Origin of the sequence: uncultured Campylobacter sp. (assembly GCF_938030685.1) — a bacterium.
Taxonomy (GTDB): domain Bacteria; phylum Campylobacterota; class Campylobacteria; order Campylobacterales; family Campylobacteraceae; genus Campylobacter_B.
This window is the reverse complement of sequence record NZ_CALHHX010000175.1, coordinates 1-22,234: the sequence shown is the minus strand read 5'-3', so window position 1 is coordinate 22,234 and position 22,234 is coordinate 1. Positions and strand designations below refer to the sequence as shown.

24 protein-coding genes and 1 other RNA gene are annotated in these 22,234 nt (G+C 44.5%); 9 read left to right on the top strand and 16 right to left on the bottom strand.

The window, feature by feature from the left end; all coding sequences use genetic code 11:
- Nucleotides 1-5: 5 nt before the first annotated feature.
- The 3 genes from Q0369_RS08045 to Q0369_RS08035 all read left to right on the top strand — a co-directional run bounded on the left by Q0369_RS08045 (nt 6) and on the right by Q0369_RS08035 (nt 2,066).
- On the top strand, nt 6-809 hold the full coding sequence (locus Q0369_RS08045; RefSeq protein ID WP_298098411.1) for a transporter substrate-binding domain-containing protein: 804 nt from the start codon (nt 6-8) through the stop codon (nt 807-809).
- Nucleotides 810-1,033: 224 nt separating this feature from the next.
- Entirely contained in the window at nt 1,034-1,846 is an 813-nt protein-coding gene (locus Q0369_RS08040; RefSeq protein ID WP_298098407.1) for a transporter substrate-binding domain-containing protein, read from the top strand.
- Nucleotides 1,847-1,880: 34 nt separating this feature from the next.
- Complete coding sequence (locus Q0369_RS08035) at nt 1,881-2,066, top strand: hypothetical protein (RefSeq protein WP_298098405.1); 186 nt, start codon at nt 1,881-1,883, stop codon at nt 2,064-2,066.
- Between the two features lie 233 nt (nt 2,067-2,299).
- On the opposite strand, the gene Q0369_RS08030 is transcribed toward Q0369_RS08035, so the two are convergent.
- The 3 genes from Q0369_RS08030 to Q0369_RS08020 form a co-directional block, all read right to left on the bottom strand.
- Nucleotides 2,300-2,887, bottom strand: coding sequence for an HAD-IB family hydrolase (locus Q0369_RS08030; protein WP_297896884.1), 588 nt, complete (start codon nt 2,885-2,887; stop codon nt 2,300-2,302).
- A 112-nt stretch (nt 2,888-2,999) separates the two neighbouring features.
- Complete coding sequence (gene typA / locus Q0369_RS08025; RefSeq protein ID WP_298098402.1) at nt 3,000-4,802, bottom strand: translational GTPase TypA; 1,803 nt, start codon at nt 4,800-4,802, stop codon at nt 3,000-3,002.
- Nucleotides 4,803-4,866: 64 nt separating this feature from the next.
- Nucleotides 4,867-5,286: a hypothetical protein gene (locus Q0369_RS08020; RefSeq protein WP_177386922.1), complete on the bottom strand. Its 420-nt coding sequence runs from the start codon at nt 5,284-5,286 to the stop codon at nt 4,867-4,869.
- 47 nt (nt 5,287-5,333) lie between these two features.
- On the opposite strand from Q0369_RS08020, the gene ffs reads away from it, so the two are divergent.
- Nucleotides 5,334-5,431, top strand: an RNA gene (gene ffs, locus Q0369_RS08015) — signal recognition particle sRNA small type.
- Between the two features lie 3 nt (nt 5,432-5,434).
- Here the strand turns inward: ffs and Q0369_RS08010 are convergent.
- The 6 genes from Q0369_RS08010 to dnaA form a co-directional block, all read right to left on the bottom strand.
- Nucleotides 5,435-6,670 (bottom strand): HD domain-containing protein, encoded by a 1,236-nt coding sequence (locus Q0369_RS08010; protein ID WP_298098399.1) that lies wholly within the window; start codon nt 6,668-6,670, stop codon nt 5,435-5,437.
- Nucleotides 6,667-7,047: a preQ(1) synthase gene (queF, locus tag Q0369_RS08005; RefSeq protein ID WP_298098396.1), complete on the bottom strand. Its 381-nt coding sequence runs from the start codon at nt 7,045-7,047 to the stop codon at nt 6,667-6,669. The genes Q0369_RS08010 and queF overlap by 4 nt, the downstream gene beginning before the upstream one ends.
- A complete protein-coding gene (locus Q0369_RS08000; protein ID WP_298098393.1) occupies nt 7,047-8,477 on the bottom strand; it encodes an EAL domain-containing protein in 1,431 nt (476 codons plus the stop codon). The genes queF and Q0369_RS08000 overlap by 1 nt, the downstream gene beginning before the upstream one ends.
- Complete coding sequence (gene gyrB / locus Q0369_RS07995) at nt 8,477-10,789, bottom strand: DNA topoisomerase (ATP-hydrolyzing) subunit B (protein WP_298098390.1); 2,313 nt, start codon at nt 10,787-10,789, stop codon at nt 8,477-8,479. The genes Q0369_RS08000 and gyrB overlap by 1 nt, the downstream gene beginning before the upstream one ends.
- Nucleotides 10,790-10,798: 9 nt before the next feature.
- Nucleotides 10,799-11,878: a DNA polymerase III subunit beta gene (gene dnaN, locus Q0369_RS07990; protein WP_298098387.1), complete on the bottom strand. Its 1,080-nt coding sequence runs from the start codon at nt 11,876-11,878 to the stop codon at nt 10,799-10,801.
- 156 nt (nt 11,879-12,034) lie between these two features.
- Nucleotides 12,035-13,363 (bottom strand): chromosomal replication initiator protein DnaA, encoded by a 1,329-nt coding sequence (dnaA, locus tag Q0369_RS07985; RefSeq protein WP_298098382.1) that lies wholly within the window; start codon nt 13,361-13,363, stop codon nt 12,035-12,037.
- Nucleotides 13,364-13,473: 110 nt separating this feature from the next.
- Between dnaA and ruvC the strand changes: the two genes are divergently transcribed.
- From ruvC to Q0369_RS07970, 3 genes are read left to right on the top strand one after another with little or no spacing between them, the layout of a single operon-like run.
- Nucleotides 13,474-13,953, top strand: coding sequence for a crossover junction endodeoxyribonuclease RuvC (ruvC, locus tag Q0369_RS07980; RefSeq protein WP_297987616.1), 480 nt, complete (start codon nt 13,474-13,476; stop codon nt 13,951-13,953).
- Between the two features lie 8 nt (nt 13,954-13,961).
- On the top strand, nt 13,962-14,768 hold the full coding sequence (locus Q0369_RS07975; RefSeq protein ID WP_298098379.1) for a nitrilase-related carbon-nitrogen hydrolase: 807 nt from the start codon (nt 13,962-13,964) through the stop codon (nt 14,766-14,768).
- Nucleotides 14,768-15,295, top strand: coding sequence for a cysteine hydrolase family protein (locus tag Q0369_RS07970; protein ID WP_297987613.1), 528 nt, complete (start codon nt 14,768-14,770; stop codon nt 15,293-15,295). The genes Q0369_RS07975 and Q0369_RS07970 overlap by 1 nt, the downstream gene beginning before the upstream one ends.
- A 131-nt stretch (nt 15,296-15,426) precedes the next feature.
- Here the strand turns inward: Q0369_RS07970 and nhaA are convergent, their stop codons facing one another.
- From nhaA to glmM, 5 genes are all read right to left on the bottom strand, one after another.
- Nucleotides 15,427-16,590: a Na+/H+ antiporter NhaA gene (nhaA, locus tag Q0369_RS07965; protein ID WP_298098375.1), complete on the bottom strand. Its 1,164-nt coding sequence runs from the start codon at nt 16,588-16,590 to the stop codon at nt 15,427-15,429.
- A gap of 63 nt (nt 16,591-16,653) precedes the next feature.
- Nucleotides 16,654-17,094 (bottom strand): CopD family protein, encoded by a 441-nt coding sequence (locus Q0369_RS07960; protein WP_298098371.1) that lies wholly within the window; start codon nt 17,092-17,094, stop codon nt 16,654-16,656.
- Between the two features lie 10 nt (nt 17,095-17,104).
- Nucleotides 17,105-17,497: an NINE protein gene (locus tag Q0369_RS07955; protein WP_298098368.1), complete on the bottom strand. Its 393-nt coding sequence runs from the start codon at nt 17,495-17,497 to the stop codon at nt 17,105-17,107.
- A complete protein-coding gene (gene lspA / locus Q0369_RS07950; protein ID WP_298098365.1) occupies nt 17,484-17,945 on the bottom strand; it encodes a signal peptidase II in 462 nt (153 codons plus the stop codon). Before lspA ends, Q0369_RS07955 begins: the two co-directional genes overlap by 14 nt.
- Nucleotides 17,946-18,043: 98 nt before the next feature.
- On the bottom strand, nt 18,044-19,384 hold the full coding sequence (gene glmM / locus Q0369_RS07945; RefSeq protein ID WP_298098362.1) for a phosphoglucosamine mutase: 1,341 nt from the start codon (nt 19,382-19,384) through the stop codon (nt 18,044-18,046).
- A gap of 152 nt (nt 19,385-19,536) precedes the next feature.
- Between glmM and rpsT the strand changes: the two genes are divergently transcribed.
- Nucleotides 19,537-19,809: a 30S ribosomal protein S20 gene (rpsT, locus tag Q0369_RS07940; RefSeq protein ID WP_291938896.1), complete on the top strand. Its 273-nt coding sequence runs from the start codon at nt 19,537-19,539 to the stop codon at nt 19,807-19,809.
- Nucleotides 19,810-19,833: 24 nt separating this feature from the next.
- Complete coding sequence (prfA, locus tag Q0369_RS07935; protein ID WP_297997269.1) at nt 19,834-20,901, top strand: peptide chain release factor 1; 1,068 nt, start codon at nt 19,834-19,836, stop codon at nt 20,899-20,901.
- Nucleotides 20,902-20,912: 11 nt separating this feature from the next.
- Here prfA and Q0369_RS07930 read toward each other — a convergent pair whose 3' ends face one another.
- Together Q0369_RS07930 and Q0369_RS07925 are read right to left on the bottom strand one after the other, a co-directional pair.
- Nucleotides 20,913-21,401: a chemotaxis protein gene (locus tag Q0369_RS07930; protein WP_298098358.1), complete on the bottom strand. Its 489-nt coding sequence runs from the start codon at nt 21,399-21,401 to the stop codon at nt 20,913-20,915.
- A 261-nt stretch (nt 21,402-21,662) separates the two neighbouring features.
- Nucleotides 21,663-21,791, bottom strand: coding sequence for a hypothetical protein (locus Q0369_RS07925; protein WP_298098355.1), 129 nt, complete (start codon nt 21,789-21,791; stop codon nt 21,663-21,665).
- Between the last annotated feature and the right edge of the window lie 443 nt (nt 21,792-22,234).

Sequence of the window (22,234 nt, the reverse complement as noted above, 5' to 3'; positions counted from 1 at the left end):
GGCAAATGAAACTACTTTTTACTTTGATCTTGCTTTGTGCGGGGCTTTTTGCAAACACGCTGCAAGAGATCAGAAATAGCGGCGTCATTAGAGTAGGCGTCAGAGACGGCAGACCGCCTTTTAGCGAGATTAGCGGCGGTAAATTTGAAGGCTTTGAGATCGAGCTTGCCAATGCGATCGCAAAGGCGATTTTCGGTGCCAAACAAGGCGAAGTGCAGTTTGTCTCTCTAAGCGCCGCCGATCGCGTCTCGTATCTAGTCAATAATAAAGTCGATATAGTTGCAGCTACCTTCGTTATCGATTCGGCGCGTAAAAATCACGTGGACTTCTCGATGCCGTATTTTTCGACCAATCTCGGCGTACTAACTCGCAAAGCGGACGCCATCAAAGATATATCGCGTTTGCGCGATATGAGGCTCATAACCGAAGAGGGCACGACCGTAGATAATTACCTCAAAAAAGAGAAATTTAGCAACGTAAGCTACTGCAAAAGCACAAGCGAATGCTACGCGATGATCCGAGACGGCAAAGCTGACGGATACATCAATTTAAATATCACGGTGCTAGCCTACGCCGTCGTGGACGATACGCTCGAAGTGCCGTTTCAAAACTTCGGTAAGCCCGATTTCATCGGTATTGGCGTGCAAAAAGGAAATAAGGAGCTACTTGATTTTATCAACGCAGAGCTTGTAAAACTAAGCAAAGAGGGCTTTTTCAAAAAGGCTTATCAGGACACTTTCGAGCCTTTTTACCGCGGTACGGCGGATAAAAAATACTTCCTGCTAGATGGAATTTATGATTTGCTATAAAAGCGAGCTAGGAATCAAAATATAAAATTTATCGCAGGTAGCTTGTATAACTAAAATCTTGGGATTTAAAATTTTTCAAATTCATTAAATTTTAAATCCCCACTTCGCCCCTAAATTTCAAACCTACATACGCGCGGTGATTAAATTTTAAACCGCTTGCATTTATTTTCTCTAAAATATATAGTGCTATAATTATTTCAAAACTAAAAAGTAGGGGGCTTTTTATGAGATTACTTTTTATTTTAGCCTTATTTTGCGCTAGCATTTTTGCAAATACACTAGATGAAATCAGGCAGGCAGGTGTTATCAGAGTGGGCGTGCGCGAAGGTCGTCCGCCGCTAAGCGAGTCTAATAACGGCAAGTTTGAGGGCTTTGAAATCGAGCTTGCTAGCTCGATCGCCAAAGATATTTTCGGCGATAAAAAAGGCGAAGTGCAGTTCGTAGCCGTAACCGCGGGCGATAGAATCCCGTTTTTGAAAAATAACAAGGTCGATATGGTCATCGGCACCTTTATGATTACGCAAGAGCGCAAGAAGCAGGTAGATTTCTCGCTGCCCTATCTATCGGTAAATTTTGGCATCGTAACGCGTAAAGAGGATCAAGTGAAGGACTTCGCGCAAGTTCGCGATATGAGAATTTCGATCGAAAAAAATCCCAACGGCTCGATGACCGAGCGCTATCTGCGCAAAGAGAAATTTAGCAATTTAGTTTATTGCAAAAATACCTCCGAGTGCTACGCGATGATGAAGGATGGCAGAGCCGACGGTTACGCCAATGACAACATCATCGTCCTAGCCTACGCCGTCGTGGACGATACGCTCGAAGTGCCGTTTAAAAACCTAGGCGCGGCGGAATTCTTAGGCGTCGGCGTGCAAAAAGGCAATCAAAGCCTGCTTGATTTCATCAATGCCGATCTAATCAAACTAAGCAAAGAGGGCTTTTTCAAAAAGGCTTATGAGGATACTTTCGAGCCATTTTACCGCGGCACTGCGGATAGAAAATACTTCCTTTTAGACGGAATTTATAATATGCTTTAGAGCTTAGAATGCTAAGGCGCGGAATTTTGAAATTTTGAAAATTCCGCTTCGCACGCGGCGAGTAGATATTCTGGAACCTGCAAATTCTAAAATTTTAGTAATCGAGAAATTCCGTAAAATTTCAAAATTTAAAATTTTATCTCACGCTCGGTTTAAAAACATCTATTCCATTCAAAGCAAAATTTCACGCTATGATAGAATTTTAAAATTTTATGCATGACGGAATTTTAGAATTTTACCCGCACCGAGAATTTTAAAATCCCATGCTACAACAGAATTTCGTAGTTGAGGGCTTTTGCGCTGCGATAAAATATAAATTTATCGTGCGGTGTAGAATTCCGCAGATAAGCACGATAAATTTAAAAGGATAAAATTCCGCGTGAGGCAAAATCTAGCTCTCAGCAAAAGTGCAGTCGCCGCAGATGATATCATTAAGCTTTCAGTCGTTAAATTTTACTCAAACGCCTTGTAATGCGCCTCGTCGGCAAACTCTAACATCTCGCGATCGCCTCTACTGTCGCCGTAAGCGATAACGCGATCGAAAGCCTGCACGTCGTATGCTGCGCGCACGCGAGCGACCTTTTGCGCGCCGTAGCAGTTCTGCCCCTCGATCTCGCCCGTGATGATGCCGCCTTTGCGCCGTATTTTGGTGCCCAAAAGCTCCAAGCCCTGCGCATCGCACCACGGACGCAGCCAATCTTCGAGCGAGGCGGTGACAATGACGACCCTATCGCCCGCGGCTTTGTAGCTTGCGATCTTGTCCATCGCGCTTTGTTTTAGGATATCTTCGATATGGGTGGTGGAGTATTTTTTGCAAATTTTATCGAATTTATCGGCGCTCATACCCGCAAAAAAGTAGCCCAAGAGCTTTCTGCGCGTAAAATTATTGCTCGCAAGACCTAACTTATACGCCGCTAAAATGGGCGATAGCACCAAAATCCCGCGAAAAAATTTCTTAAATCCGACTACGTAGGCGACGAACTCGAGCAGCGAATCATCGCGCGTGATCGTGCCATCAAAGTCGAATAAAACAAGATTCATTGCCTCTCCTAGCAAAATTTCAGAAGCGTAAATTTTAAAATTTGCCTATAAAAAAGGCGTGAAATTTAAAAGCTAAATTTCACGCCGAATTTTAAAATTTCATTTTGAAATTCTATTTTTTCGCCATTCGTCTGCGCGTCGTAGGGTCTAAGTATCGCTTACGCACGCGGATATTTACGGGCGTAACCTCCACAAGCTCATCCTCCTCGATCCACTCCAGCGCGCGCTCTAAATTTAACACGCGAGGCGGCACGAGCTTGATCGCATCGTCACTGCCGCTGGCGCGGACGTTGGTTAAATTTTTACCCTTGATCGGATTGACGTCCAGATCGTTCGGACGGCTGTGCTCGCCGATGATCATACCCAGATAAACCTTCGCCTGCGGAGCGATAAAAAGCACGCCGCGATCTTGCAGGTTCCACAGGCTGTATCCTAGCGCCACTCCGTTTTCCATACTCACGAGCGCGCCGTTTTGTCGCTTCTCGACTGCGCCTATGAAAGGGCGGAATTCCAAAAAGCTATGGTTCATTACGCCTTCGCCTCGAGTATCGGTCAAAAACTGCGAGCGAAAGCCGATAAGACCGCGCGCCGGGATCTCAAACTCCATACGCGTCTGCCCGTCGCCGGTAGGATTCATCACCTTCATCTCGGCCTTTTTGCGACCGAGCTTTTCGATGACGGTGCCGGTGCAATCATCGGGCGCGTCAATAACTAGATGCTCGAAAGGCTCGCATTTGATGCCGTCGATCTCTTTGATGATAACTTCCGGGCGCCCGAGGCAAAACTCAAAACCCTCGCGGCGCATATTCTCAGCCAAAATCGTGATCTGCAGCTCGCCGCGGCCGCTTACTTTAAATTTACCCTCGCCCGCGTTTTCATAGCGCATCGCGATGTTGGTTTTCATCTCAGCTTCCAAGCGCTCATCGATCTTATTTGAGGTTACGAATTTGCCCTCCGTGCCGGCGAGCGGTCCGTCATTTACGCTGAAAATTACGCTAAGGGTCGGCTCTTCGATATGCAGCGCATCAAGCGGGATCGGATTATTGGGATCTACGATGCTATCGCCTACGTCAAGCGCGTCAAAGCCCGCGATCGCCACGATGTCGCCCGTGCCCGCCGCATCGATGTCGGCACGCTCAAGCCCGTTAAAGCCGATGAGCTTTGAAATTCTGCCGTTTATGTGCGTGCCGTCGGCTTTAGCTAACATAACGCTTTGGTTCTTGTTTATCGTGCCGTTGAAAATCCTAGCGATGCCGATCTTACCGACGTAGTTGTCGTAATCGAGCGTGAAAACCTGCAGCTGCAGCGGATTCTCATCGCTGCCGCTCGGAGTAGGGACGTGAGAGATGATCGTCTCAAAAAGCGGCTTCATATCGGCGCTCTCATCGCTTAGATCGTATTTTGCGTAGCCGTTTTTGGCGGCGGCGTAGATGACGGGGAACTCGAGCTGCTCGTCGTTTGCGTCAAGCGCTACGAAAAGATCGAAAATTTCATTTACCACGCGGTCCGGATCGGCTGCGGGCTTGTCGATTTTATTTACGACTACGATCGGTCGCAGTCCCAAAGACAGCGCCTTTTTGACGACAAATTTTGTCTGCGGCATAACGCCTTCTTGCGCGTCGACGAGCAAAAGCACGCCGTCTACCATCTTTAGTACGCGCTCGACCTCTCCGCCGAAATCGGCGTGGCCCGGAGTGTCGATGATGTTGATTTTAACGCCGCCGTAGTGGATGGCGGTATTTTTGGATAGTATCGTAATGCCGCGCTCGCGCTCTATGTCGTTGCTATCCATCACGCGCTCGCCGACTTCTTGGTGATTACCAAAGGTGCCGGACTGTTTTAAAAGCTCATCTACGATAGTGGTCTTGCCGTGATCGACGTGCGCGATAACCGCAATATTTCTGATATTTTCCAAATTTTTCTCCGTTTCTAATTTCAAAAGCTGATGATTATACTAAAAAAATTCTTAAGATAAAAATTTACGAGTACTCTTTGACTTCGCAGACAAAAAACTCATAAACGCGCTGTTGGATTAGCGCATCCTCGTCATCATCTCCGATCAGACGGCGCAGATGCGAAAAATCGATCTTTTTGATATATTTTTTGTTATTTTTGATATCTCTGTCGATCTCTTTTAGAAGCGAGTCTAAATTTAAGCTTTTATAAGTTTTCGCCTTTAAGATATACTCTTTTACGATAGAAACTAGCACGCCGATGCGCTGCTCGTCGCCCGGATAAATTTCGCCCGCTATATCTTTGATCGCGTCGTAATCCTCGTCGGTCTGCTTCTTTTTAGCAAGTAGCATCGCGGCAAAAATTTTAGCTCTGAACTCGATAGAGCGATGATGAGGGATAAAGACCTCGCGAAATACGGATAGAAGATGATTTTTGAAATTCATTTATAACCTTACTTTAAGAAACATTTCCATATAATCCCGTTTGCCCTTTCTTAGACCTGTGCAATGCTTTTTTTAGGCACCGCTTCAGGGTAGGAATACAGCAGAGCACTTAGATCTCGCATGTGCCGCAGCCATCTGGGAAGGGGTTTTATAAATCGATCCTATTAAGTCCGAAATGTTCTTTGAAATCCTCGCAAACACTCTGAAAATCGACGCCTTCGATTTTTGGCTTGGCTTTGAAAAACTCTAGCATCGAATTATACCCGCTAAGCAACTCCTTGCTTTTCACGCCGTAACTGATCGAAATTCCAGCCTCAAAAAATGCCGCTAGTTTGTCGCAATACTTAAGCGCTTTGCCGTCGATTGCGCGAAATTTGTCTTCATTAAACATCTTTAGGCTGCCTTCTGCAAATTTAGGCTCCTTGCCTAGCTCGAAGGTGCGGTTTTCAAACTCGTCTTTTATAAATTTACCGCCCTCTTTACGGATACCCAAAATATAGCTAAAATCATCTCGCATATGTTCCGGCACAAAGGGTAAAATTTTATCGTCTATTAACCGCATCTCATATTCGCTGATAATGTCACTAAGGCCCTTTACGCCGTATTTTACGGGGCTAATGATGTCGCGAGTGAGGCTTTCGGGTAGATCGTGAAATAGCGCGCAGAAAAAATTATATGCCGTGCGCGAGCAGCACGCACCCACTTCAAGCGAGAAAAAGTAGCTTAAAATCGCGACTACCAGCATGTGTCCCAGCACCGATGTCTCAGGGATGCGCGGCGTCTGCGCCCAGCGCTTTTGAAAACGAAGTCTGCCGCTAAGATCAACTATGCGGGCAAGTTTTTTATTCATCACGATCTTTCGCACGCCGATTAGCTCGTAATAATCCTCGAGCTCCTCCTCGACCTTGGCTTTAAGCTCCTCAATATCGTTTAGAAACTGGCTCGTTTGATAGACGATGTTAAATTCCCACCGCGTAGAAAGGTAGCTTGCCGCCTTTAAGATCACCGCTTCTTTCTTATGATCCTTGGAATTTAGATATTTTTTAAATCGCTCGAAAAATGCGCCGTTTTGAATAGGCAAAAGATCGCTTTCGAGGACGCTTAAAACCCATTCGTTGATCTTTTTTTTCTTGGTTTTTTGTATCTGATGAAAGACATCCGGACGGATATCGGTCACGACGATGCGCGCTAAAAACTCGAAAATCCCCGCTTCGATGACGTAGTTGATATCCACGTCTCGCTCAAAGCTAGCGATAAAATAAGCGATGATAAATTTATGCGCCTGTTTGTCGAGCTCGACTAGACTTACCATCTTTGGGTAATCGTTCCAGCGGCTAATGCTTGCGGATTTAAAAATTTGTTCGACTAAATTTGAGCTTATCATCGGTAAATTTGATCCGAGTTTATTTCGATTACGGTGTGGACATTGCCGCGTGGATTAAAATCGCCCGTGATTTTCATAAATTTAGGCTTTAACTTGCTTTGCAACGCGCCGTAAATTTCATTTATGCTATCCTCGTGGCTAATATAGCGGTTCATAAAGGAATTTATGTAAATTTTAATCGCTTTAAGCTCCACTACGAGCTTATCCGGGATATATTCCAAATAGATCGTCGCAAAGTCCGGATAGCCCGAGCGCGGGCAGCGGCAGCAAAACTCAGGTAGGGTTATTTTTATAAGATAATCGCGCTTTTGTTTATTGGGCCAAACTTCCATCTTTTCTATGTCAAATTTCTCAATTTCCTCTTCGCCGTATCTCACTATGATCTCCTTAAATTCGATATATCATTCGGTTTTTCGACGCAAAATCCCTGAATATAATCGATACCCATTTTATAAAGTTTCATTTGAAATTCCTGCTTATCTACAAAGCGCATTATGGTTTTGACGCCCGATTTAGCGCAGGCTTCATTAATGCCAATAAATATATTTTTAATCTTTTCATCGTCTAAATTTTTATTAAATTCTATGTCATAAACGATAAAATCGACGTTTAGAAACTTTAAATACTCAAAGCTCGCGTTTGAACCGCCGAACTGCGACAGCGCGAAGCTAAATCCAAGTTCGCGGAATTTAATCAAAATTTCGTCAAAGCGCTTGATCTCCGAATAGATAAGCTTTTCGTTAAACTCAAACACGATCTTTTTCGGATCGATTAGATTATTATCGATGAGCTTTAAAATTTCATTGCGAAACTCATTGTTTCGCAACGTCTGAGGCATAATCTCGATAAAAATTTTAGCGTCGATATCCTTAAAATAGATGATTCTAGAAATTTGCCTCATCATCGAAATATCATATTTGATGTCGTAATGATTTAGAAGCAAGATATCTAAAATTCTACTTTTTGTGATCTTTTCGCCGCTTCGCAGATCAAGCTTCGGAATTAAATTTATATGAAATTTTACGCCGTTTTTATCCGCGACGCGCTGATATTTAAAACTAAAATTTTCACTATCGATCGCTTCCATTACGTCGGCGGAAAATACGTCGATTAATACCTTTTCGACGTCGATAGACTTCTCGCCGTGCTCTTCGTCATCCAGGTGATTTATCTTATAAAATAGCGCATTTACGATATTATTTAAATTTCGATCATATGAACTTGGAAGCATTGCAAATTCGCTTTTTATCTCTACATTTTTAATCGTTTGACTTGAAATTTTATGCTCAAACATTCGCAAAATATGACTTAAATTTGTAGCTTTTGATTCTACGCCGAATACAAAGTAGCCGTTTATAAAGCGCCCGATTGGAAGGTCCTTAAAGCCCTGTTCCGCCATAAAATTTGAAAGTTCCTTGCAATACTCGTATAAAATTTCATCGCCGTTTTTGTAGCCGTATCGATCGTTTATGTCGATGATATTTTTAATTCGTAAAAGCACAATATTTATTTGACGATTTTTAGCTAGATCGTTGCTTAAAATTTTCTCGATCTCCTCGCGCACGAATACGTGAGTAACGGGATCGATCAGCGTTTTTTGAAAGCCGAAGTAAATTTGATAGATGACATAATAAACATAGCAGATTAAAAGTATTAAAAATAAAATTACGTCGTCAAATTTAAACTCGCCATTTCGGAATAAAATAATTCCGAAAACAATCAAAACGCAGGTAAACGGCACCGAAATTTTAAGCGCCGTTATGAAACGGTTTTCACGCTCTTTAGTCTCACTAAATAGAACAGACATTATATATCCAAGTGTTTAACATCTTTGGCATGGTCTTGAATGTAATTCCTACGCGGTTCAACCTCGTCGCCCATGAAGAGATTAAAGGTATCGCTAGCACTCTGTGCGTCTGCAATGCTAATTTTTAAAAGCCTTCTATTTTCAGGGCTCATAGTTGTTTCCCAAAGCTGCTCCGGATTCATCTCTCCAAGACCTTTATAGCGCTGAATATAAGCGCCTTTTTTCGAGCTTTTTTCGATTTCATCTAAAATTTCAATAAAATCCTTACCGAAGCTTACATCTCGCTCTTTGATCTTTGAATAAACTCTGATCGCCTCTTCAAAGATATAATTGCCAAATAAATTCTCATCTATCACAAGCTGTTCCAAGCCGCTTGGCGTCTGGACATAAATTCTAATGCCTTCATCATTTACGTAGGAATTTAAGATATTAAATCCTTCACTTTCCAAGCGGGGTTTTAAAATTTTAAATAGCTCCTCATAGCCAAGGCTTCGCGCTTCATCGTTTTCTATCAAAAATCTGATCGCGCTAAGCACGCTGAAGCGCTTTTTAAGCTCATTTAGAAGCGAGCGGTAGTTTGAAACTATTTTTAGATAATCAATCAGATCCTCGTTACCGATGCCTTCAAACTCGCTCATATCGATGCCAGTTTCGATCAAAAACTCGCTCAGCGCCTTTTCGTCTTTCAGATAAATCTCTTTTTTGCCCTTTTTATATCTAAAAAGCGGCGGCTGCGCTAGATAAACATAGCCGTTTTCGACAACAGGGCGCAAAAATCTAAAGAAAAATGTTAGAAGTAGCGTCTGAATGTGGCTACCGTCGACGTCCGCATCGGTCATAATGATGATTTTGTGATAGCGAAGCTTCTCTTCGTTAAATTCCTCGCCGATACCGCAACCAAAGGCCGTAATCATATTTTTTATCTCTTCGGATTGCAAAATTCTATCCAGGCGCGCCTTTTCTACGTTTAAAATTTTACCTCTAAGCGGCAGGATCGCTTGAAACACGCGGTCTCTTCCCTGCTTCGCCGAGCCGCCCGCACTATCGCCCTCGACTAGATAAATTTCGCTAATGCTTGCATCTTTACTCTGACAATCGGCTAGCTTTCCTGGAAGGGTTCCTACGGAATTTAAATTATCTTTTTTGCGCGTTAAGTCGCGTGCTTTTTTCGCCGCTTCGCGACCGCGCGCAGCCAAAAGAGCCTTATTCATAATGGCGCGCGCTTCGATCGGATTTTCTTCAAAATACTTGCTAAGCACCTCAAACGCCATCTTTTGCACGATCGGCTTAACATAGCTGGAGCCCAGCTTACCTTTAGTTTGTCCTTCAAACTGCGGCTCGGGAACCTTTACGCTAATTACCGCTATAAGTCCCTCGCGAACGTCATCGCCGGTGATCTTCGTGTCCTTTTCACGCGCGGCCGCATTTGCCGCGACGTAATTTGTTATCGCGCGCGTAAGACCCGCTCTAAAACCAGCCTCGTGAGTACCGCCGTCCGGAGTTTTGATATTATTTACGAAGCTCAGTAAATTTTCGCTATATGTTTCGTTATACATAAGCGCAAAATCCACCATAACATCATCCGCACTATCACTAAACGATACGGCTTTGGATATGGCAGGCGCTTTATTCATATCGTTTACGAAGCTCTCCAAACCGCCTTCGAAGTGAAAGTGCTCGTCCCTGCCCGTGCGATTATCTTTAAAATTTATCGTAATTTTTGGATTTAGATACGCAAGCTCACGAAATCTTTTTGATAAAATTTCATCGTCAAATTCTAAAATTTCAAAAATTTCGCCGTCGGGCCAAAACTCGATCGTCGTGCCCGTGCGGTTAGTAGTTTTTATCTTTTCAAGCTCGGTAGTAGGAATTCCTTTGGCAAATTCTTGTCTATAAATATTTCCGTCACGTTTGATCGTAGCAACGAGCTTTTTTGAAAGCGCATTTACAACGCTAACGCCCACGCCGTGCAAACCGCCGGAGACTTTATAAGTGTCTTTGTCAAATTTACCGCCTGCGTGGAGTACCGTAAGAACCACCGTCGCGGCAGGAATTTTTTCAGTCGGGTGTATATCGACGGGAATCCCACGACCATTATCGCTAACGATACAACTTCCTTCGCTAGTGATCTCGACATCGATCGTGTCACAGTAGCCCGCCATCGCCTCATCGATCGAATTATCCACGACTTCGTAGATCATATGATGAAGTCCGCCGATATTGGTATCTCCAATATACATTCCGGGGCGCTTTCTAACAGCCTCAAGACCTTTTAAAACTTTAATATTACTAGCGCCATAATTTTGTTTCATATTTTTCCTTTAAATATTATTTATCGGCATGACGACCGTTTTTAAACCATCCGCGCTAAGCACAAACGCCGTATCGGAGCTGTTAAAATCAAGCTCAAAAATTTCACTCTCGATGCTACTTAAAAAATCGAGCAAAAAGCGATTTTTCACGCCGAAGACTATCTCGCCGTTTATATCGATCGCCGCTTCAATTTCGGTCTTTGCTTCGGAATTATCTTCGTTGATACTTTCAAAAACCATTCCGTCCTTCTTAATGGTAACCTTCATCTCCTCGCACATTGCATTTATCGCTCGCACGCCGCTTACCATCTTATCGCGCGGAATTGAAATTTTATACGCCGTATCGCTTGGGATCACACGCTCGTAGTTTGGAAATTTGCCGTTAATAAGCTTTGTAAAAAACTCAAAATTCTCGCTCACCGCTAGCAGCACGTTTTCGTCGTAGTAAATTTTAATTTTGTCCGAAAATAGCTTTTGAATTTCGCCTATTGCCTTTTTAGGGATTAAAATTTTAGTATCTAGCTCGCCCGCTTTTGACTGAGTGATCAGCTTATAAACGCTAAGTCGTTTAGTATCGGTCCCGACTAAATTTAAAAAGCCCTCTTTTACGTCGATCAAAGCTCCGTTTAGCTCATATTTTGGGTTGTTGGTGTCGATCGAAGGATAGATCTTTTTAAGGCTTCTGCCTAAAATTCCAGCATTTACGTCAAAGCTGTTTTTGCCCTCTATCGTAGGAAAGCTCGGAAAATCCCTCGTTTCAAACATCGGAAGCTTATACTTGGATTTTTTTTGCTTTACAAATAGCGCTCCGTTGACAGTTTCTAAAGTAACGTTATCGTCGCTTAGGCCTTTAATAACGCTAAGAAGCTTACCTCCGTTTGCCGTGGCTTCTCCCTTTGTTTCTATTGAGACATTTTGTAGATTGTAGCTCAAACCGATTTCATGATCGGTAGCTTTTATACTAAAAATTCCATCTTTAGCACTCATTAAAAGATGTGATGTTATCGAGCTTAGATCTTTTTTATCAAGATAAGAGCTGGCATTGGAAACTATCTCTTCTAAAAGTTTTTTAGTGATTAACACTTTCATATTTTTATCCTTTTAAATTTTTATCGTTGTAGTAGTTGGTAAGAGGTTTTTGTGAAAAACTTATCCTAAAGCTTGTCTTTAGGTAGTTTATCCAGTGAGTAAGTAGCTTTGTTTTATTCACTTTTATTCACCTTTTTTGCTTTATTTTCATAAAGTCTAAATTTCATTCTTATCCTTTTTGGTTATTTTGTTTTTTAGCTCTTCAATTTTTATCTTTAATATCTCGTCGGTTTGAATGAGCTCGTTGATTTTTTTGATATTTTTGCTGATGGCGCTGTGATCTTTTAGATTAAAAAATGCGGCGATTTTTGGCATTGAGTTTTGAGTTAACTGTTTGGTTAGATATATGCAAATTTGGCGCGCTTCGACGACGTTTTTAGCTCGTGTTTTGCTCTTTAGCTCGCTGGGTTTTACGTTCAGTTCTTTTGAAATCACCTCTATGACGTGTTCAAGGCTCACGCTTGAATATTTTTGGTGAATTTGATCTTGCAGTGTACTTTTGGTAAATTCCAGCGTGATCTTTGTACGAAGTATTGAGGAGTAGGCGTTTAGTTTGTTTATTGCGCCTTCGATTTCGCGGATATTGTCACCCATATTTGTAGCGATATATTCTACGACATCGTGTGGAATTCTAACGCGATTTTCCTCGCTCTTTTTATTGATAATGGCGATTTTAGTTTCTAGATTTGGCGGGGTAATGTTTGCTATTATGCCGCTTTCAAATCGCGTTGTGAGGCGACTTTCAAAGCCTTTTAGAAATTTTGGCGGCAGGTCATTGGTAAGGACGATTTGGCAGTTTTTGTCTTTTAGCTCATTAAATGTATAAAAAAGCTCCTCTTGAGCTTTATCGCGTCCGATCAAAAATTGAATGTCGTCGATGAGCAAAACGTCGCAGTTACGGTATTTTTGTTTAAATTTATCGATCGAGTTGTTTTTGAGATTAAAGACGAAATCATTAGCAAACTGCTCGCTAGTGACACAAATGACGGTCTTTCCCTTTTTGATGCAGTAATTTCCGATCGATTGAAGTAGGTGAGTTTTTCCAAGCCCGCTAGGTCCGTAGATAAAGAGCGGGTTAAAGCGAATTCCGGGCTCTTTTGCGACGGATACCGAACACTCGAAGGCAAATTTGTTTGAATCGCCGATGATAAAATTTTCGAAGTTGTAATTTTCGCTTAAAATGGTGCTTTTAGGCTTTTCGGAGATGATTTTTACCTTTTCTTTCGGCGAAATTTTAGCCTTTGAGGTGATTTTGACGATCACGTCGTTGAGCCCAAACTGTTTTTTGATAAGCTCTTTTATCTTCGTGCCGTATTTTGTCTGCGCGTATTTGGCGATAAACTCGTTAGTTGCGTTGTAGATGAAAAATTCCGGTGTCGAATTTTTATCGTTAAATTTCAAATTTTTAATGTATCTAGAGTATTCGGTAGGCAAAATTTCCTTCTCTAGGTTTGATAAAATTTCTTGTGCTTGTGACGTCGCCATTAAATTCCCTTATAAATTAAGTCGCTATTTTAGCTAAATTTCACTAAATTTGCGGTAAATTTCAGTTTATTCACCGGTGATTAAGCCGTGAATAAGTGTGAAAGGTGGCTATGAAAATTTTAGGAATTGATCCGGGAACTAGAAATTTAGGCTATGCGATTTTGGAAAAAGATGTGAATAAAATTACTCTTATAGAGGCGGGACTTGTGAAAATGAAGGCCGAAAATGTGCAATTTCAAATGACGCAGATGAGTGAGGCGATTGATCAAATTTTTAGCGCTCATAAGATCGATGAGGTTGCGATAGAATCGATGTTTTATGCCTATAATCCGCAGTCTGTTTTAAAGCTTGCTCAGTTTCGCGGCGCGCTGGCTCTTAAAATTTTACAAATTTTTGGGAATTTTGTCGAATATACGCCGCTTCAGGTAAAAAAATCTGTCACGGGCAAGGCAAAGGCTGCAAAGGAACAGGTTGCGTTTATGGTTAAGCGAATTTTGGGGATTAATAAGGAGATTAAGCCGCTTGACATCACCGATGCCATAGCTATTGCGCTTACGCATGCAAATGTTATGCGCTTAGCGCCTAAATAGGAGGTTTTATGAAAATCGCTATTTTGCAAATGGATGTGAAAGTAGCTCAAAATTTTGCAGATTGTGAGCAAAATTTTGTTCATGCGCGCGAGCTGATAGATCGCGCGTTAAAACGCGGCGCGGACGTAGTGGTGCTGCCCGAGGCATTTAACACGGGCTTTAATACGGCTAAATTTAAAGAGCTTGCCGATACGAACGCTGCTTATACGAAAAAATTTTTAAGCGAAATTTCGCAAAAAAGCGGCGCTGTTTTAATCGGCGGATCGATAAGCTCCGAGCGAAATAAAATTTACAATTCTACTTTCGTATATCAAAACGGAGCCGAAATTTTACGCTATGACAAGATACACGCTTTTTCGCTCGCTCGCGAAAACGAGATCGTAAGTGGCGGCGATAGGTTAGGAATTTGCGAGGTCAAATTTAAAAATCGCGCGGTCAAAATCGGCGTCGCGATTTGCTACGATCTGCGCTTTTGTGAAATTTTTCGCGCCTTGGCGCTTCGCGGCGCGCAGATAGTTTTTGTAATCGCGCAGTTCGCGCAAAGCCGCATAGAGCATTTTATTACGCTTGTGAGGGCCCGCGCGATCGAGAATCAAATTTTTATCTGCGCGGTAAACGGCTGCGGTGATACGGGGCAGGGCGAGAGTTTCGGCGGAAATTCCATGCTGATAAATCCCGGCGGCGAGATCGTCGCGCGCTTAGGCAAAAAAGAGGCCGTGAAGATCGCTCGAGCGGATTTAGATGAAATTTTAAAATTTCGCGCTAAAATGGATCTTTTAAAAGATATGAAACCTGAAATTTACAAGGAGTTTTGATGAAAACTTTGGTATTTGTGATCGATATGCTAAACGGCTTCGTAAAATTCGGCGCGATGGCCGATCCTAGCATAGCAAAGATCGCTCCTGCGGTGCTTAAACAGATTGAGGCGGCCAAAAACGTGCATTTCATCTGCGATGCTCACGCCGAGCGGGATTTGGAGATGAAGCGCTACCCGATCCACTGTCTAGTTGGCTCGCCCGAAGCGGAGGTGATCGAGGAGCTTGCGCCCTACGTAGGTGAGCAAAACGTCACTTTTAAGCGCAGTACGAACGGCTTTCATAATTTGGATAAAAAAATTCTGGACGGCTTCGATCGCTTTGTGATTACGGGCTGTTGCACCGATATCTGCGTGATGCAGTTTGCGCTTAGCCTGCGCACCTATCTCAACGAAACTGGCGAGGATAAGGACGTCATCGTTCCGCGAGGTGCGGTAGCTACCTACGATGCGCCGAACCATGAGCGCGGCTACTACGACGAATGTGCGCTAAGCTTAATGCAAAATGCGGGTATTTTGGTAATTTAAGCTGCGCTTGGATCAGACAGAATTTTAAGTTAAATTTTATAGAGTATAAATTTAAAATTTAGAGCCGCTCTTAGAATTTTGAAATTTTGTGTTGCTCGTAAAATTTTAAAATTTTAATCTTTTTATGGAATTTAGCTTTGTTTTACCGCGACTGCTTTTGCGACGAAAAATCCCACTACTCCGGAAATTATCGAGCCTAAAAATACCGCGAGCTTGTCCGTGTAATGATACATATCGCTGCCACCATATGCTAGGCCATCGACGAAAAGCGCCATCGTAAAGCCGATACCACAGATGATTGCTACTGCGTAAAGCTGCGGCCAGCCTGCATTTTCAGGCATGTAGGCGATTTTGGCTTTGATTAGGATCCAGCTAAAGGCAAAAATTCCGATCTGTTTACCGAAAAATAGTCCAAGCATGATGCCCATCGGCACCGGACCGAAAAGGAAGCTAGGACTGATGCCTGCTAGCGAAACGCCTGCGTTTGTAAAGGCAAAGATCGGCAAGATGAAGAAATTTACGGGGTAGGCTAGTCCGTGCTCCATATCCTTTAGCATAGAGCCCGAGCGGGTTTTAAGCGGGATACAAAAACCCGCAAGCACTCCCGCGATGGTCGCATGTATGCCAGAGTTTAGGACCATCACCCACAGCACCACGGCCACGATGATAAACGGAAGCTTTTTATCAACGCCAAGTCTGCTCATCGCTAGCATTATTGCGACACAGGCAGCCGCGCCGCCTAGATAGATTGCGTTTATGGTAGAGGAATAAAACAAAGCGATGATTAAAATTGCGCACAGATCGTCCATTATGGCAAGCGTCAAAACGAAAATTTTAAGGCTAGCCGGGATTTTTTTGCCTAAAAGCGCCATCACGCCCACGGCAAAGGCTATGTCGGTCGCCGTAGGGATTGCCCAGCCCTTCATCGCGACGGCATCGCCCCAGTTGATGATCGAAAATATAATCGCGGGCATCATTACTCCGCCCAGAGCTGCGAAGCTAGGAAGTAAAATTTGAGAGAAATGGCGCAGCTGTCCTTCGATCTTTTCGCGCTTTAGCTCAAGTCCGATAGCGAAGAAAAATATCGCCATGAGCACGTCGTTTACCAAAAAATGCATCGATTCATCGAGCTTTGTAGGACCGACGCCTATGGTGAAATTCAAATGTAAAAACGCCTCATAGTATTTTGATAAAAAGCCTACGTTTTGAGCGATGATCGCAAGGACTGCGGATAAAAGCAGTATGATTCCCGCGCTACTTTCGCTCGATAAAATTTTTCTTATGATCTGCCGCACATGCTTCCTTTAAAATTTTGTCCTAATTTTATGCAAATTTTAATTAAATTTTTATCAAAGCGCTTAGTTGCTCGGTAAATTTGGCATTATTAGCATCGCATAAAGTATTATAAACATCAGGATCGTAGGGCCTTCGTTGATCGCACGAAAGTACTTTCCGCTCCTGCGGCACTCGTTTTTTTCAAATTTATACATATAATAATAGAGCCACAAATGATAACAGATCAGCAAAACTCCGGCTAGCAGCTTTAGATGAAAATATCCCAACTTCATAAGCCCCGGATTTAAAACGATCAGCATTACCCCGCTAAAAACCGTCACGACCATCGCTATCCAGCCGATCGCATGATACAGCATCCGCTCCATCTTTTTAACGACCTTTACGAAATCCGGCTTGTCTAAATTTTCAGCGTGATAAACATATAGGCGCGGCATATAAAACAGCATCGCCATCCATGAAATAAAGCCCGCAAAGTGAACGAATTTAAACCAAAAATAACTCATTTTAGCCTCCTTAATCTCTCATTAAAATTTCTTTTCTAGCTTCAAATTCCTCTTTGGAAATCGCGCCTTTTTGATACAGCTCGTAGAGTGCATCAACCTTTTTAAGGCGCTGTTCGTAGTCGTCTCGCAGAGTTTCGGTGCTAAATTCGTTAATATCATCGACCCAGATACCTATAAAAAATAGATCGATAAGCCACCAAATCCCCCAAATAGCCCAAAACAAAAAGCCCACCAAAAACCATAGCGTAAAGCTTCCCAGCCAAAATAGCGCGATCTGCGAAAAGCCACTGATAAATTTACCGCAGTAAATTCTATGCAGTCCGCCTCCGATCGGCATTCCCAAAAGCGACGAACAGCCGCCTACAAACCACAGCGCATAGGCGATATAATTATTTCTTTTCATTTTTCTCCTTTTTCGCGATCTTGTAGCTTTGGAAGATGAAAATCACGACGGCCAGATCTATCATCACATCGGCGAAATTAAACACCGCGAACTCAAACCACTTATGCCACGCGACGTAATCGACCACGCCGCCGCGAATGAAGCGATCGAGCAAATTTGAACAGCCCCCCGCGAGCATCAGCGCAAACGGCGCCCAGTGTTCGCAAAAGAGCTTTTTATGACAAAATACATACGCCGCAAGTGCCGAGATCAGCGCGATCTGGATAAATTTTAAATTTTCGCCCAAGAATGCAAACATCGAAAACGCAACGCCGCGATTAAGCGTAAGCTCTAGCGAAAAAAACTCGCCTTGCCACGAAAAGCTGTTTAAAAACAGAAGTTTGATCGCTTGATCGATCGCAAAGATCGCCGCAAAAAGCAGGATAAATTTAATACAGGTCTTAGCCATCTCGCAGCCTAAATTTAAATATGTAAAGCCTGCATTTTTTGTCCGCGCCTTTTGTACCGAGCCATGAGCTTGTTGCGCCGTAAAATTTCACCGCAACGCTACTCATTTAGGGCTTTGGTAAAAAATTTCTCGACCTCGTCCATTCGCTTTTGAAGCAGTTTTTCGTTTTTGCCCTCGAGCAAGAGGCGGATAACGTTTTCGGTGCCGGAGTAGCGAAAGAGCGAGCGGATCTTGTCCGCTTTGAGGCTTGCTTCAAGCTCCTTTAGCCCTTTTAATTTTTCAAGCGGCTTTTTATCCGCGATCTTTAAATTTCGTAAAATTTGAGGGTATGGCTTAAGCATAGCCGAAAGTTCGCTCGCTTTTTTGTGCGTATTAAGCATGCAAGCGGCGAATTGCAGCGCGCTTGCGATGCCGTCGCCCGTTTTGGCGTAATCGCCGAAAATTACGTGTCCGCTCTGCTCGCCGCCGAAATTTGCGCCCAGCTCGCGCATCATCTCAAGTACGAATTTATCGCCGACATTGCAGCGATGAAGCGCAATGCCGTGTTTGGCTAAAAAATCCTCCAGCGCGGAGTTGCTCATCACCGTCGCGATCATCTGATCGCCCGCGAGGCGCTTTTTCTCTTTCAAATATACCGCTAAAATTCCAAGCAGCGCGTCGCCGTGGATGATCTCGCCGTTTTCATCCACGACTACGAGCCTATCGGCATCCCCGTCGAAAGCAAAGCCGACGTCGGCGCGCAGGCGCTTTACTTCCCCGGCTAGACCTTGCGGGCTTAACGCGCCGCAAGCATCATTTATATTTTTTCCGTTAGGCTCGTCGCCGATGACGATAGTTTCGGCTCCCAGCTCGTTAAATACGGTAGGTGCGACCTTGTAGCTTGCTCCGTTTGCGCAATCAAGCACCACGCGAAGCCCGTGCAGCGTCTTTTGCTTCGGGAAGGAATTTTTAATATGCACGATGTATCTGCCGATGACGTCATCCACGCGCTTTGCAGCGCCTATTTGCATCATTTTGGTGCGCGCCTCGGCGATTAGATCGTCGCTGAAGTAAATTTTTTCGATCTGCACTTCCTCTTTTTCGTCGAGTTTAAAGCCTTCGCTGTTGAAAAATTTAATGCCATTGTCGTAGTATGGATTGTGGCTCGCGCTTATCATGATGCCCGCGTCGCAGCGCATATCCTCCGTAAGAAAGGCAATCGCAGGAGTAGGCATCGGTCCGATCTGGCGGACGTTGTAGCCCACCGAGGTAAGGCCTGCTACGATCGCTGTTTCTATCATATAGCCGCTTCTGCGGGTGTCTTTGCCGACTAAGATCATATTCGTAACGGAATTTTTCCTAAAGTAAATCCCCGCCGCCATCGCTACGCGCATCGCAAGCTCGGCGGTTAGAAATTCTCCCGCTTTGCCTCGTACGCCGTCCGTTCCGAAAAGTTTCATTATCAAATCCTTATATAAAAATCAGGAAATTCTACCAAAAAAAGTTTAATCTTAATAAATTTAAACTATATTTAAATTTTACTTAAATTAAGCGTCGATTAAATATTTTTTACGTATAATCGCAGGTTCAAATTTAACCGAAAAGGAACGTTATGGCAAATCACAAATCCGCCGAAAAACGCGCGAGACAAACCATAAAAAGAACGGAGCGAAATAGATTTTATCGCACCAGAGTAAAAAATATCACAAAAGCCGTAAGAGAGGCGGTCGAGAGCAAGGATCTAGACGCAGCAACTCAGGCTCTAAAAACGGCTAACGAAAGCTTCCACAGCTTCGTAAGCAGGGGCTTTTTGAAAAAACAGACCGCGAGCAGAAAAGTAAGCCGCCTAGCCAAACTAGTAAATTCTTTAAAAACCGCCGCGTAAGCGCCCCTTACGCATAAAATTTAAATGCTAGCCGATAAACTAAAGCCTTTTTTGGATCGCTACGACGAGCTTTCGCGCATGCTTAGCGATCCCGCAGTCACCGCAGATATCGCTAATATGACGGCGCTATCTAAGGAGCAGCGCAATATCGAGCCGATCAAAGAGGCGGCTAGCGAGTATCTTAAAATTTTAAATCAGATCGAAGAAAACAAAGCCCTGCTAAGCGATGCCGATCTCGGCGAGCTGGCCAAAGAGGAGCTTAAAAACTTAGAGACGCAAAAGCCGCAGCTCGAAGAAAAAATCAAAATTTTACTGCTTCCAAAAGACCCCAACGACGATAAGAATATCTTTTTGGAGATCCGCGCCGGTACGGGCGGCGACGAAGCGGCGCTGTTTGCGGGCGACCTGCTCGGCGCGTATCTACGCTACGCCGATCTTCGCGGTTATAAATGCGAGATCGTAAGCACCAGTGAAGGCAGCGTCGGCGGCTACAAAGAAGCGATCTTGCTCGTAAAGGGCGCGGGAGCGTATTCGCGGCTGAAATTTGAAGGCGGCACTCACCGCGTGCAGCGCGTCCCCGAAACGGAGAGCCAGGGCAGGGTGCATACCTCTGCAATCACCGTCGCCGTGATGCCTGAGATCGAGGATAGCGAGATACAGATCAATCCAAATGACCTTCGCATCGACGTTATGCGTAGCTCCGGACACGGTGGACAGTCCGTAAATACCACCGACAGCGCCGTCCGCATCACTCACATCCCGACCGGCTTAGTCGTCACCAACCAAGACGGCAAGGACCAGCACAAAAACAAAGAGGCGGCGATGAAGGTGCTAAAGGCGCGCCTTTACGATATGCAGGAGCAGGAGCGGCTCGAAAAAGAGCGCAAAGATCGCAAGGATCAGGTAGGCACCGGCGACCGCTCGGGGCGAATTCGTACCTACAACTATCCGCAAAACCGCATCAGCGACCACCGCATAAATTTAACGCTCTACCGCCTAGACGCGATCATGGCGGGCGGCTTGTTCGACGAGATCATCGATCCGCTCATCGCGCACTCTCAAGCCGAAGCGATCGCAAACGCCGGCTATTAGCCTTTTAAAATTTAGACCTTACATCCACCCGCTTTGCCGAATTTTGCCTCGATTAAAAGCACCAAGATAAAGAAAATTTTTTCGTCGTTAAACTTCGCAAGCTCGCGCAGGCCTTGATCTGCGCTTACAAGCTTGATGCCGTTTGATTTCAAAATCTTAGCGAGCTCGTCCGGCTCAAAGCCCATTTTATTAGCGATTTCTCTGATATTATAGCGCTCGATCGCGCCGATTATGCGATCCATATTACAAAAGCCGGGATTTTTGCGGCTCAAAACCACGTCCAAAAACTCGCTCCAGAGCTTTACGAGCTTCTTTCGCCTTGTGATTATATGCAAGATCGCGACGCAAAGCAGGCCAAATCCCGCGATCTTATGCAGGCTCATCCACGTCTCGTCGTACTCGCCGCGCGCAAAGTAGGCGCCCGAAAAGCCCAAAATGCAAAGCGCGCAGCCTAGTAGCACGATGAGCGCAAATTTATAAACAATCCTCGCTTTAAGCATAAAATCTCCTTGCTTCGTTTTAAAATTTAGCGGCTTAGGCGTAGCGCACGCGAACGCTACGGCGGCGTTACGTCTCGTCGGTCGCCGCTATCGTATCGCCTCGGCGTTATTGCGCCGTCCGCACTGCTGCTTGCCTATACGCTCCGCGGGCCGCCATCATCGTATCGCGCGTTTGCGCTACTTGCACTGCGCTTTCCCTACATACGCATCCTGTCGATCGCGGTTGCCATATTGCGGCATTTTATGCTATCGCCGCCGCAATCACGCCGCGCCCTTGTGCTGCCGATCCGCCGCCACGGCAACGTTGTTCGTTTTGATCGTAGCGCCGTTACGATGATGATTTGCCCGAGCGAAGGTTATGTCACACGGCGCCGAGTAGGTACGTATCACCGCTCCGCTTTTCGACTACGGCGTGCCGTCTGCGCCGCCGATGTGTTACGCGCCATCCGACGCGCTACCGACTTATCGCGACGCCTACGCATCGCACCGCTGCCGTAGCCCGTTCATTTAGCACGCCGTTACGCTACCGATCGAGGCTCGGTTTAAAATTTTATTTAGGCGCCGTCTTCTTGGCAGATCATTTTGCGTTTAAATTTTACCGACTTAATTTCGCGCAAAATCGCGATCGCGCGCCGTCTACCGACCTCCAAGCCGTTTGCCGCGCCGTAGTGCCTGCCCGCCGCCGACTGCGCGCGAGCGCCTAGCCGCGCGGGTACCGATGCCCATATATACGAACACCGAGTGCCTCGGCTAAATTTTATCGCCGCTTAATATAAATGAGTAATTTTAATAAATCTGGATTTAAAAAGATATGAATTTAAAGGCGAAATCCC